Genomic DNA, 13,701 nt, shown 5'->3' with positions numbered 1-13,701 from the left:
AACATTGGAAAAAAGCCTCTGAATTTTGAATTATTCCATTCAAAAACTAATTGGTACTGTTCGTTTCTATTTCAACATATCTCCCAACAATTTTTACCATCCTACTAGTGGCCGAAGAGATTGAGTCATATCCAAGTGTATTGGTGTTATCACCATTGACTCCGATATTAAATAGTATACCCTTTTCTGAAACCAAAACACTATCCAAAAGATAATCCTTGATATAATTTGCCCTTGCTTGGGCCAAAGACAGGTTATCTCCATAAGATTGAAAGGTTTTCCCCTTCAGCTGTCTTCGGTCCACCCCTCCATAAATACTAATCTCTGAAAACCTCCTATTGGGTTGGGAAAAATTTTCTTTGATGTTTTTCAACTTGACCAAACCTTCATTTTCCAGTATTATAGTGCCTGATTTGAACGGTCCAACACTATCTATGCGAATATTCTCTTTCGTTCCTGAACAATCACATTTGTTGAATTCAAAATTAAACTCGGGGTCAAGGCTAAATTCAGTCTCAAAACCAATACTTAATCCTATTGACAAAGCTATTGAGGCTACTCCGGAAGCTATTATTTTTTCCCCCTTTTCCTTTGATATGAGCCCTACCCCCATTAGTAGGAGCCCAAATATTAATAAAATTCTAATTATGTAAAATCCGAATCCTGCTTTTTCCTTTTGAATAAATTCCGATATTAAATCTCCAGATACATAGACTGTTCCAATTGTATCATTTGCTATTTCTTCTTTCAGCTGTTTGAACTCATAATGAACATATTCCTTGTAATCCAGAAGTAAACTGTCTATTGGAAGGGCTAAAGTTTGTAAGGAATCTTCGGAAAATTGGTCAAGTTTTGTAATAATGGTTATCAAATCTCTGTCAATCTTGGCCAGCCTTCCACCCATTGAAGGGCTCTCATCGCCTTTTAGAAGATCACCTTTTAACAGAGTTATTTCCTTTAAAATATCTTGTTTGAAATCGAGCAATATGCTATCAATCTTTGGATCTGATTTTTGAATTGAATCATTGGAAAGTAAGTCTAACTTTTTACTCACTGCGTGCAATTCCAAGTTGACTTCCTTTAATTGATCGGCCAAAGATTCGAATTGACCATTTATTCTTTTCGCTTCGGTAATTTGATTGGTCTGAATCCAAACAACAATTGAAAATAAAACAATGTAAAGTACTTGAGTCTCTAATCTAATTAGAGAAATTGCTTTCTTAATGCTCTTAAGGGACATGGTTCATTTTTAAATAATATCTAACCAATAATAATGGTTGGTGGAAATAACCCCTAATATCTTTACCAAAACTTATCTAATAAGCCATTGCTATCAACCTGAATAACAATCATTATGGATCTTAGGCTCCCATTTTTCCTTTTAAGGAACCATTTCAAGTACTGGATTTATGGATTCATTCAACTTGAATCTAGAATATGAGTCCTGACTTTTAATTTAGCCCTTTTTGAGACCTTTACTCAATTATCAAAACATTTCAAATATGTTGTACCGTCGCTTTTAACAATTTTACGTAAGTCCTTGCATTCCATATGCGTGACATCCATTACTCGAAAGTTTTTGATCCTTAGATTATCCATTCCTCTTTCTTTCAAGATTGTATTGAATGCTTCATAGATGTCGCTAATGTTTTCCTTTAGTGCTTTGTGATTTTTTGCATCCATGATTATAATAGAATTTGAATAAATTAGATTTTATTGATTGGGAAGCACGAAAATCTTGATTTCCTCTTCTACCCCCAATGATTCATCATTTAAGTTATAGGCCTCAAGTCGTAGTATGATATCCTGATTTGGTGTTATTTCCCCTGGGCTATAGCTAAAACTGACCTTACTTTCTTCATTCAAGGTTAATTGAGCATTTCTAAACCTGCCATTAACCGGGGTGCCGTTAGTCAATTCGTCAAAAACCTTCACCTTTACGCCTTGAGAAACTTTTCTATTACGTTCATTCAGTAAATTAGCTTCTACAGTTATTTCCGATGCAAAGGAATTTCTAACAGTTAATGCATTAGGTGTAATTTGTATTCTATCGGGAAGCGATGGGTCCGATCTAATATTTTCTTTGATAAAATAATCATTGACATTGAACACCAACTCAACCGTTTTGTTTACCGTAGTGCTTCTGATGGTGAAGATGGCCACTATTTGATTGTTTGAATCTTTGAAGGGTTTTAGAGTAAACGTATCCATATCATTATCGGAAAAAACACCATTGGTAACTTCCCCGGATGCCTTGATATTTTCAATTTTGGCATCTGAATTAAAAACCATAGTATATCGACGTTCATCAACGCCATCTGCAACTAGAAAAGTTTCACCAGGTCTAGGGAAAATACCTAAAACAACTTCATTAAAGGAAAGTTCCTCATCACCACATGACAAAAAAACTGTTAGTATGGTTAAAATATATATTCTTCTCATGACTATTTAAAAACCGTTGTTATCAATTGTCCCAAGTATTGTTGCAATTCCAAATCAAATGAAAGATTGACATATGGAGCAAATTCAATAGGCTCACGGGATATAATTGGATTTATATTTTTTTCACGTAAGATCAATGTGCCTACTCCGACGCGTATTCTTGGGGCTAGCCTAACATTTGCTCCAATTGTCGGAGACAATCCATTGAAAAAATCCGTAAAACCATCTTCGTCTATTCCCCCAATAGTTATACCTATCGACAAGGAAACCATATTTAGAAACTTTCGCTGTTCTATCTCCCTAATTTTCAAATCACGGTCGATGCCTCCCCCAAAGTAAATGTTGATACCAGTGTATGGTCTTGCTAAAAATTCAAACTCACCCCTGTTATTTTTTGGCAAAAATCCTACTAAGCCAAAATCCGAAACAATCGTTCTTCCTGTCTTGACCTTTAACCCTGTACCCTTAGTTTCGGCGCTGAAAGTTCTAGCATGAGAATAATGGGCATCCACAATCTTTCGTAACTCCTTTGATGCTTTCTCTAAGACGGCAACATTTAATGTGGCAACCGTTATATAATCCTTAACCCTATCTCTAAAACCCTCAACGTTTTGGTTATCTGAAACCAGTATCAGTTCAGCTAGTTGATGGTTAAGTTCCTTCAACTTTGTAATAACTGATTTCAATGCTCTAATTCTTAAGTCGACCTGATAGGCTTCTAGTTTCTTTACTTCTTCCAATTGGATATACCCTCTCAATAAGTCATTAAGCGATTCCCTATCCAAGAAATAGTCATAAAACAGCATCAGTTCGTTCTTAATTTGGCTTTGTTTAAAGGCTTTGGAAATTGATTTGAGATTTGACAAAGAGTCAGGGGACACTTTATTATCTATGTTGGCATCTAACTTTAGTCTTAGTTCTTCAAAGGCACTAACAAACAATGGATAAACTATAGTATCAAATTCCATAAAATTTTTGTCCATAAGCCCCGTTGTAATTGTATTTAGATTAGGGACGTTTCTAAGGGATTTTTCAATGCTTTTAATCTGAGAGTCATATATACTTTGACCTTCTTTATACTTGACCAGACATTCTTCCTTTTTATCATCGCAAAAAAGCAAGGAATATACTTTTAACAAGCTATTTAATTTATCATTCGAAAATTTCACTTCAAACATAAATTCATAGATTTTATCAGGGTCTAAAGGTGGTACGATTGTTCTATAAAGTGAGTCTTTAACTCGCACCAAAGACAAAGGCTTTGCTTGGGTTTCTCCATTCCCTTTTCTATCTACTTCAAAGGATTCATAGTTTCTATTGGTTTCCCCATCTTTTCGCTCAAAAACAACCCGAAAAAGAAACAAAGTATCGGCTAGCTTATTATCCTTACTGATAACATCCATGGGGAAAGAGCGATCAAATGGTAAGGTCTCAGATAATTTCCGATTGTCTAAATTCAAACTATAAATTTTGACTTCATCAGAACCTGAACTTACTTGTCCATAGGTATATGTTAGGCATAACCCAACAACAAATACTACTAATGCTTTTGATTTCATTACAAATGCCTTTTATTCCGAAGACTTGGATTGAACAAAATTGAGTTCGTTGCTTGACGGGGGAGAGTGCAAAAACCCATAACCAAAAAAGTTATGGCAAGCGAATGATAAATTATTTAAGGCTCTTAAAATTAAGAGATTAGATGCAATTTCAATTACACAAAATCCTTAAAAAAAATAGGGGTTTTCCTCAATTAAGGTTAAGTTTTCGTAAAGTCACCAATCCCGACTGTTTAAAATCCATTCAACTATTGGTATCCAAGCAATTACTATTTAAATATTATGAATGGGACAATTCACTTGTGAATAGTCAAAGTTGATGAGTCAATTAGAATATCTATTCGGCTTAAAAGCATATAATATTTAAGTTAACTATTTGGATTTATCCATCCATTAAACTCCAGTCCAATGACCTCATAAAAAAGGTGGATTGATAATTATACTAGTTTTGTAGAAAACCTGTCCAAAAGGTTGGAGCAACTACAACAAACAATGCGAGTTGAAAATTTGATTCGGAAAATTACCAAAACGTATTATTCTATTACGGGAATACAATGTCAATATACAATACTTGAAAAAGGAGATACACATAAACCTTCAATGTTGGGAAAAGGAGAACAAGGAGTATATGTTTTCTATAATAATGACATCTGTTTTAAAGTTGGAAAAGCCGGTCCTAAAAGTAAAGCTAGATGGAATTCCCATCACTATAACCTGGATACAACAACTCCAAGCACTATGACCAAATCTATTATAAAGGACTTAAATTCATTTAAAGAACTTTATGACAATACACATCTAACTGATATTGATATGCATCCAAAAAATATTAAGGAGTGGGTAAGGAATAATACTTCCAGAATTGAATTTAAAATTGCAGCATCTGAGTCCAAATTTGCATTGGGCTTATTAGAAAGTTTAGTCCAATTTTATTTCAATCCAATATTTGAACGTACAACCAATATAAACAACAGAATTAAGTACAAATAAACGATTCATACATAATGATTGCTATGACCAAAACTGCTCATTTCTGGGTCAGTAAAAAATTCGTCTCTTAAATGATCAATTATAACCTCTAGCATATGATTTAATCCAAAGCCGAATACAAACCTCCATTTTGTATTAAAATCCATCATTTTTAATGTTAAAAAGGTTAAAGTTTGTTAAAAGGTGAGCAATTCGGTGCCTCCCATTTTAAACCCTCTCGGAAGCCCTATGAATTGGGCATTTTATATAAAAAGTTCGAGTCCCGTCCAGACCGCTCGGAGAAATCCAAATATGTATTAAAAGCCTGTAAATCAATAGTTTACGGGCTTTTTTATTTTCAGGAAATTCCCAGTGATTCATTCGAAAGCAAATAGGAGGGCCTCTCCATCAACCTCTGAAAAATAGCTTTACACCGTATAACCCATAGCCTTTGGGTCCCGGTTTTTTTTCAGCCTTCGGTTCTATAATCGTATTGCGAAGCGAGCTTGCAGCACGAAACTTCGTTTCGCTCGCTTCTTAAAAATTTCCAGTTACAACGAAATTTGTAGTACCATAAAAGGTGAATTACCTAAACTACTAAAAGAGACCAGAAATAGGACACGTTACATAAAGGTCGTCTAGATTGAGAAGAGTGTTTCTTAAAACGGCCGTTTTATGGAAACGGATAATTAGAAAAAATCATAATGTTTAAGATGGTAGATTCTTATCTTAGGTTGTAAGTGATGAAACTGACATCTTACCGACTAAAAGGGTGTATTCACTTTTTAAAATCAAGTCCTACTTCATTGTGAAGCTCGCTATTTTAAAGCGGAATTGAAATAAAGATTGTAAACGAACGTTTCTTTTTATTCAAGAACAACCTCACAAATATTTCGCTGAAAAAGAAGAGCCTAATTTCACTCGTTTATCAGCTGTCAATTTATCCTAGATTAAACCACTTGGTTTTTAGATAGTCTGATTACAAAAACAATTTAATTATGAAAACCAAATCTAATAACCTATTAAGAATAACCTATGCGCTCTTTTTAGTAGTTTTTCTAACAGTCCTTGGCTGCAGTAAAAGCGAAGAGGCAACCGCAGGTATTGAGCAAGTAGAGCAGATTCAGGATAGTGAGGATACAACATCTGACCCAGGTGATTCAAATGGGCCATCTGAAGCTGTTGATTTGACGAGATTGCCCTTTGGTGGTACCGGGGAAACTAAAGTTTTAATTCGAAACGAAGGTGACCGATTTCCAGATTTCTTATCCTTATGGCTCTGTGGTCTCCCAACTGATGGAGCTGGTGCGGATGATGCTGGCGATTGGACCAACCCTGATGGTACTTGGAGTTACGAATTAAAGCCACAAGTTGAGGGGAATGTTACCTGGGATCATGTTTTTGATATTAGTTTAGATGGAAATGGAAATCGGATTATAACAGGAAATAATCTGCCAGACCACCCAACTGGCATATTTCCAATTCAGCAAGGGACCGCAGCTTTTGAATACGATAGAAATCCTAACATTATCTCTGAACAAGTGGTTAATTACACGCTCCCTGCAATGCCGGAAGTTGCCGATGAAGCTAATTGTGTGTTTTTTGGGCCTGCTGGATTTTCAATAACGGGTGCTGCTATATATCATGGTGCATCTACTTTAGGTACCGATGCAGCGGCACACGAAATGTTGGATAGATTCGGTGGTCATACAGATGGCACGGAAAGATACCATTATCACTTTCCTTCCCAAGACCTTCAAGATCACATTCACGAACACGAATCTGGTCACGGAGCGCTTATGGGATATATGTTAGATGGTTTTGGGATATATGGTCCTCAAGGTGAGAATGGCGAAATATTAACTTCGGCAGATTTGGACGAATGCCACGGTCACAAACATCCTGTGATGTGGGATGGAGAGATGATTGAAATGTATCATTATCATTGGACTTACGATTTTCCTTACAATATAGGATGTTTCAAAGGTACACCTCAATAAAATTGATATGACAAATAAGAAATCAACTATAGTTTTATTCAGTATTCTTTTGGGCCTAGTTATTTTTTCCTGTTCAAATGAAGCGTTTGATGTCATAAAGGATACCGATGAGATTGCCGACACGGCTAACACCAACGAAGAAACTATCGATACACCAAATTCAACTTCATCGTCTCCTAATATTTTGTTCATTATAGCTGATGACTTGGGAAAAGATGCCATTAACGGGTTTACTGAAGGTAGCATAAAGCCAAATACCCCAAATATCGATGCCATCAGAACCGATGGAATATCATTTCAAAATTTCTGGACCAACCCGACCTGTACCCCGACAAGAGCCTCTATACTTACGGGAAAATATGGCTACCGAACAAATGTGAAAGGTGCAGGTGATATTTTGGCACAATCGGAAATTTCTTTACAACAATATATCAGCGAGAATACTAATGATGCTTATTCCTCTGCGGTCGTTGGAAAATGGCATTTGGCAGGGAACGATTCCAATGTAAATCCGGAGGATTTCGGCATTGATTATTATGCCGGATTAATCCGTGGTGCCGTTGATGATTACTACCGATGGCAACTTACCGAAGATGGTACGAGTAGTTTGCAAACCGAATACACCACCGAGGTTTTTACCGATTTAGCCATTAACTGGGTCAATGAGCAATCAAAACCTTGGTTTTTATGGTTGGCCTACAATGCGCCGCACGCACCGTTTCACATTCCCCCGAGTAACATGCACAGTCAAGGTAATTTACCTGAATATTCAGATAATTTAGACCCATTGCCCTACTATATGGCCGCTATCGAAGCTATGGATTTTCAAATTGGTAGGTTTTTGGATGCTATTCCTTTGGAAGAAAAAGAAAACTTGGTCATCATCTTTATTGGAGACAATGGTACACCAAATCAAGTAGCCCAGAGTCCCTATTCAAGTAATAAAGTAAAGAACACCTTATATCAAGGCGGTGTAAACGTACCCATGTTCGTTTCGGGAAGCTCTGTTTCTCGTATTGGAACAGATCATAATCTTATCACTAGTACAGATTTATTCGCGACCATAGCCGAAATTACAGGAATCCCTACGCGCGAGATTCACGATAGTAAAAGCTTCAAAGGCTTATTGACTATTGATACGCCAACTAGGGAATTTCAATATTCAGAAATGAACAATGGCTTAACCGACGAATGGACGGCCAGCAATGGTGTGTATAAGTTTATTATTGATTCAAGTGGCGATGAGCAACTGTATAATCTTATGGGTGATTCCTATGAGGAAAATAACCTGTTAAATGGTACTCTGTCTTCAACGGAGCAGGATGCTAAAACTTTGTTAGAAGCTGAACTTAGTGCCATACGAGATTGATATAACTACCTACAAGAAGCACCATGAGGATTTATCTTTTTATTTTTATAGGAATTCATAAGTAGCTAGTAGTCTATTTCTTGAATTGAAATGGTTTATGCCAACCAAATCGCGATACCTTGCGAGGATGTCAGTAACAACGCTTGGTTATTCCTTTAAAACCAAGGTTTCTCGGGTCTTGGCGCATATTCTTCATCAATCCCAACAATTGGCCGATTTTCGGAATAAAAAAACCTGTTTTTCAGGCAACCATTCAGCTAAATTTTGCGTCTTTTTATATGGATGGCCTTAACCAAATTCTACTGGATGGAACCCAATTAACTTCATCTTTTCCTCGTAGTAACGATTTCCATCAACTGTCTAGGAAAAGCAAGTCATTGCAAAAAGTCCAATGCTGGATTTGCCGCTATTAGCTTTATCGATTCGGCCCGAACCTGCAGACCGCATACGGGTTCGGCGGAGAAGCTTCTCCATAGAGAGATAGATGCAAGCCTTTGGTATCCATCTTATGAGAATGTGCATAATACCCTCTTATTTTGCTTTAAAAAACCGTAAAGATTGGAAAAGAGGTAACTCAATACTAAAAAAAGGAATATACGTACCGGTACTTATATAGGATTGTTGGCAACTATTTAAACCAAAAAAGCATTATTCTGTTTTATGAAAAAATTTCACCTTACCCTTATTCCTATTGGCTTCTTATTGGCTTTCTCCAAAAGCAAGGCCCAAGAAAACTACCTGAACTACCATTCGAAAGTAATTGAATGCGAACAGTTAATTGTCGAAGAAAAATACACTTCCGCAATTAATATTTTCGACTCCCTCTTTAAACAATATGATTTCTTGTTCCTAAGGGATATCAAGGTTGCTGCTGAACTTAGTGCATTCGAAAAAGATTATAAATCAGGATTAAAGTTCACCAAGCTCGGGATTAAGGCTGGTTGGACACTGGAAAGCATTAAAAAAAATGACAACTTGCGATCTTTAAGGGAACAACCGGAATGGGCTAGAATAATGTCAACATATGATTCTCTTCACAATATCTACCTATCAAGACTAAACGTTCAGATTAAAGAACAAGTCCATGATATGTTTAAGAAGGATCAGAAAAAGGCGCTAGCGGCATTACTTAGAATTGGACAAAAGGCTAAAAGGAGATATTCTGAAAGAAAATTTGCTCCCCATAGCGAACATCAGTTAGAGAAACTGGAGCAAATCTTAAATGAATATGGTTATCCGGGTGAACGACTTATTGGGAATAACTTATGGAGTTCAGTGATTTTAAGCCATCATAATTCAATTTCGGTGGATTACAATTCCAAAGATACTCTATATGCTCAATTGAGGCCAAAGTTATTGAACTCACTAAAAAAAGGCGAAATATCACCATATGAACTAGCTCAAATAGAAGACTGGAGAATTGCTGCCTTGAACAATCATGAATTAACATCTTATGGGTTTCTCGGAAGCATTCCCGACAATTCTGAACTCAACAAAGTGAATAGAAATCGATCAGAAATCGGTTTAAGAAGTATTGAACTTCGAAACAATCTAATTGATATTGAAAAGTCTACAGGACTGAATTTGTATGTACCAAAAGGATGGCAAAACGGGGAAATAAAAATCGAAGAAAAATAAACAATTACCAATAATAATATTTTACAAAGAGCTCAAAGGTAGTTCCATAAAACCAACCTTTTTCGGTACTCCCATTGTTCGGTTTTTATGATCCTTCAACTGGCCGTTTTGAAAACAGAAAGAAACGTTATAAATACGCGATAAGTTAAAATTTACCAATAATCATACGATTTGTAGGTAGTATAAGGACAACTCTATAACTTTACAAAAAACAAAAGTTGAACCGTTTCATCGCCATACTTCTTTTGATTAGTTTCCATGCGCAACCGGCTATGGTACTTTCCGTATGGGTTGACTACTGCGTGAACAACGATTATATCAGGGAAGTACTCTGTATCAATAAAGAGAAGCCCAAATTGCAGTGCGACGGAAAATGCTACCTTGCCCAGCAATTGAACAAGCAGTCTCAGAAAAAAGAAACCGGTGAGCAAGGGCTCATAATCGAACAAAGTTTTACCCCGGTCTTTTTTGTTGACATCCAAGAGGTGCTATTTGACCACCGAATATATAAGGCGTTCTCTTCCGAGAATTTCAACTATTCCGATCACTATCGACTACTTATCGATAAGGAAAGTGACAGACCACCCAAGTTTTCTTGATTGCTTCGCGACATCGACATATTCCGTCGATCAACCAAAAATAATTCTATAACTACGACACGAAGGTAAGGCGTTCGCTATGCCCGTACATTCGTGCTCAAGAAAATAAACAAATGAAATTTTCATATTTTTTCATAGCTATGTTGCTATGTTCGGCACTCATCTCTTGCTCAAACGATGATGAGCCCACCGGATCCCTAGAGGGACAAACCGGTACTTTGGTCGTAAAATTCGATAATGGGGTAGGCGACCAAGATTTTATATTCGGAACGACCTATACCAAATCGGGCGGGGAGTCCTATGAACTGGAAACCCTGAAGTACATCGTCAGCAATATCGAACTTACGGCTACCGATGGCACGACTTTTATATACCCTGAAGCTAAAAACGTTTTTATCATAGATGAGGCCGATGGCAACAATGCCGGGGAAATTTGGTTGACCCTAGACGACGTGCCAGCGGCCGATTACACCAAAATATCGTTTGGCATTGGCATCGACCAGGAGCGTTATAGTAAGGGTGCTGAAGGCCAAGGCGATTTTCTACAACAGGCCCAAGACGAGGAGATGCTGTGGTCTTGGGCGACAGGTTTTCGTTTTGTACGGCTAGACGGGGTGTATTCCGACGCCACTTTGACCGACGAAGCCCTGAACGTTCATATGGGCAGTGTAGGGACCAGTCTTGACAATTACAGGGAGGTAGGCCTAGACTTGCCCAATTCGGTATTGGTCCGTGAAACGGCCAATCCGCAAATACACATAAAAGCCGATATCGCCAAAGTCTTTGACGGGCAGACCTCGGTCAAATTTTCGGAAGGTTTTAGTCAAGTACATACCGATGAGGCCACTACGCCTGTTATTGCCGATAATATGATGGGTATGTTCACGGTACACCACGTTCATAACAATTAGAAATGGAGATGTTATGCCGTAGGCCACGGCCTACGGCATAATTTAATTGGAATGTTATGGAGAAAAAAATCGTTTTAATTTTTGTGTGCTTGACCTCTTTTTGGAGCTGTGGGCATGACGGCCTTGAAGATGAGTATATGCCTATAGCGCTTCAGGTGGAGCTTCCGGAGAATTTCCCGGAAATACAATATGAACTTGGCAACAATCCTGTTACACAACAGGGTTTTGAACTGGGAAAGAAACTGTTCTATGATGGCAGGCTTTCGTCGAACAATTCCATTCCGTGTGCCTTTTGTCACGAACAGGCTTTTGCTTTCACCCACCATGGCCATACGCTGAGCCATGGGGTGAACGGTGGCATAGGTTTTAGAAATTCACAACCCTTGCAGAACCTGGCCTATTTTTCAGAGTTCATGTGGGACGGTGCCGCCTCTCACCTCGATCTGCAACCTATTATACCCATTACCAGCGAGTTGGAAATGGGCGAAACCTTATCCGGCATTACCGAAAAGTTGAAAGAAGATCCGTACTATCGACAGCAGTTCGCCCTTGCCTTTTACGACGGTGAAATTAGCGGTGAGAACGTATTGAAAGCACTTTCCCAATTTATGCTAATGATGGTCTCTTCCAACTCTAAATATGATAAATATGTCAGAAATGAGGAGGGGGTTACGTTGTCGGAAATTGAACTTCAAGGGCAGATGGTATTTCAAGACAAGTGTGCCTCCTGTCACGCCACCGATCTGTTTACCGACCAAAGTTATCGCAACACGGGGCTACCCGTCAATCCGAAATTGGATGACAAAGGTAGGTTTAGGGTTCTCGAAAACCCGTCGGATCTATACAAGTTCAAAGTACCTAGCCTACGAAATGTAGAAAAGAGCTTTCCGTATATGCACGATGGTCGTTTTGCCACTTTGGAGGCGGTGCTCGATTTTTATGATAGTGGCATGGTTGACAATGGCAATGTGGACGAAAGCCTGCGACGAACCGATGGTAGTTTCGGTATTTCCCTTACCGAGGGAGAAAAGGGACAGCTTGTGGCCTTTCTGAAAACTTTAACCGATAATGAATTTTTAAATGATACGCGCTTTGCAGAATTCTAGACCCTACATCCTTTCATTGATTTCGATTTTTATGGCCTTCCATATCGGTTGGGGGAAAGAAACCCGCTCTTGTAACTTATCCCACGAAGGAATTATGAAACCGTTCTGTGACCTTTGCGGATGTGCTACCAATAGTGGAAGTTTTGGGTTCGGCACCCTTTCCAACAGCAATTTTATCGGGCTCAGGTACGTGCACCAAAGTTTTGAATCCCGTGATGGGATTTTTAGCGATTCCCCCAGTAGTAATGAGTATTTGAACACCTATCAATTGTGGGCACAAATACCGATACTCCAGAATATCTATGCGACGGCAAGTTTACCGTACCAAGACCTTAAAAGGAAATTCGAAAACCGCTCCATCGAGGAGGCGTTGAACGGAATTGGCGACGCAAGCGTGATGGGATGGTACAAATGGCAATTCTATAAAAAAGAGGATACCGTTGCGGTACCCTATCCGGTCACAAGACCGCTCTCCAAACATTCCATACAGTTCGGTGTAGGGGCCAAACTGCCAACGGGGGAGTTCGAAGAGCGCCTTACAGATCGCGTAAACCCTGGCTTTCAGGTCGGAACGGGAAGTTTTGATGGTATTTTTTCTTTGGGATACAATTATGGTGGGGATAAAATCGGTTTCAATGCGCTGTTAACGTATTATCTAAAGGGAGCGAACAAAAATGACTACCGATTCGGCAATCAGTTCAGCTATGTAGGAACCAGTTTTTACAGAATACCTTTCAACAAATTCTCATTAATGCCCTTTTTAGGGATATCAGGGGATATCTATAATGAAATTGAACAGTTTGGGGAAAGGTTGGCCGATACCGATGGTCGAATTTTAAATGGGACAATCGGCGCGGAATGTACCCTGAACAGAGTTATCCTCGGGGCCAATTTGGCAGTACCGGTGGCCCAAGATTTGTTCGGTGATAATGTGCAGGCCCAAGAACGTCTATCGTTCTACGTTAATTTTTCTTTGTAGTACTTAAAATATATCAAACACTTATTTCTCACTGGTTCCGTGAAGTATGGGGTGCCTTGAGTGAAAAATCTTCATTTATAGATACCATATTTTGAAAAATTGATTCATTTAAAGGCATATTGTCCGCTA

11 protein-coding genes are annotated in these 13,701 nt (G+C 38.3%); 8 read left to right on the top strand and 3 right to left on the bottom strand.

Features of this window, described 5'->3' with window-relative positions; genetic code table 11:
• Positions 1-46: 46 nt before the first annotated feature.
• From F2B13_RS11055 to F2B13_RS11045, 3 genes are all read right to left on the bottom strand, one after another.
• The gene (locus F2B13_RS11055) at positions 47-1,240 is read right to left on the bottom strand and encodes a hypothetical protein (protein WP_149304175.1); all 1,194 of its coding nucleotides are present in this window, start codon (positions 1,238-1,240) and stop codon (positions 47-49) included.
• 473 nt (positions 1,241-1,713) lie between these two features.
• Positions 1,714-2,442 carry a hypothetical protein gene (locus F2B13_RS11050; RefSeq protein ID WP_149304174.1) on the bottom strand — a complete coding sequence of 243 codons (729 nt, stop codon included), beginning with the start codon at positions 2,440-2,442 and terminating at the stop codon, positions 1,714-1,716.
• Positions 2,443-2,444: 2 nt separating this feature from the next.
• A complete protein-coding gene (locus F2B13_RS11045; protein WP_149304173.1) occupies positions 2,445-4,001 on the bottom strand; it encodes a hypothetical protein in 1,557 nt (518 codons plus the stop codon).
• A gap of 492 nt (positions 4,002-4,493) precedes the next feature.
• Here F2B13_RS11045 and F2B13_RS11040 point away from each other — a divergent pair, with 492 nt between their 5' ends.
• The 8 genes from F2B13_RS11040 to F2B13_RS11005 all read left to right on the top strand — a co-directional run bounded on the left by F2B13_RS11040 (position 4,494) and on the right by F2B13_RS11005 (position 13,572).
• The gene (locus F2B13_RS11040; protein WP_232625221.1) at positions 4,494-4,991 is read left to right on the top strand and encodes a hypothetical protein; all 498 of its coding nucleotides are present in this window, start codon (positions 4,494-4,496) and stop codon (positions 4,989-4,991) included.
• Between the two features lie 977 nt (positions 4,992-5,968).
• Positions 5,969-6,970 carry a YHYH protein gene (locus tag F2B13_RS11035; protein WP_149273000.1) on the top strand — a complete coding sequence of 334 codons (1,002 nt, stop codon included), beginning with the start codon at positions 5,969-5,971 and terminating at the stop codon, positions 6,968-6,970.
• Between the two features lie 7 nt (positions 6,971-6,977).
• Positions 6,978-8,339, top strand: coding sequence for a sulfatase-like hydrolase/transferase (locus F2B13_RS11030; protein WP_149272998.1), 1,362 nt, complete (start codon positions 6,978-6,980; stop codon positions 8,337-8,339).
• A gap of 660 nt (positions 8,340-8,999) precedes the next feature.
• Complete coding sequence (locus F2B13_RS11025; RefSeq protein WP_149304171.1) at positions 9,000-9,977, top strand: hypothetical protein; 978 nt, start codon at positions 9,000-9,002, stop codon at positions 9,975-9,977.
• Positions 9,978-10,195: 218 nt separating this feature from the next.
• Positions 10,196-10,576 (top strand): hypothetical protein, encoded by a 381-nt coding sequence (locus F2B13_RS11020; protein ID WP_149304170.1) that lies wholly within the window; start codon positions 10,196-10,198, stop codon positions 10,574-10,576.
• A 113-nt stretch (positions 10,577-10,689) separates the two neighbouring features.
• Entirely contained in the window at positions 10,690-11,487 is a 798-nt protein-coding gene (locus F2B13_RS11015) for an MbnP family protein (protein WP_149304169.1), read from the top strand.
• 56 nt (positions 11,488-11,543) lie between these two features.
• On the top strand, positions 11,544-12,593 hold the full coding sequence (locus tag F2B13_RS11010) for a cytochrome-c peroxidase (protein WP_149304168.1): 1,050 nt from the start codon (positions 11,544-11,546) through the stop codon (positions 12,591-12,593).
• The gene (locus F2B13_RS11005) at positions 12,580-13,572 is read left to right on the top strand and encodes a transporter family protein (RefSeq protein WP_149304167.1); all 993 of its coding nucleotides are present in this window, start codon (positions 12,580-12,582) and stop codon (positions 13,570-13,572) included. Before F2B13_RS11010 ends, F2B13_RS11005 begins: the two co-directional genes overlap by 14 nt.
• The last annotated feature ends 129 nt before the right edge of the window (positions 13,573-13,701 follow it).

This window comes from Pareuzebyella sediminis (genome assembly GCF_008367235.1).
Taxonomy (GTDB): domain Bacteria; phylum Bacteroidota; class Bacteroidia; order Flavobacteriales; family Flavobacteriaceae; genus Pareuzebyella; species Pareuzebyella sediminis.
The sequence above is the reverse complement of the archived record's forward strand: the minus strand, read 5'-3'. Positions and strand labels throughout refer to the sequence as shown.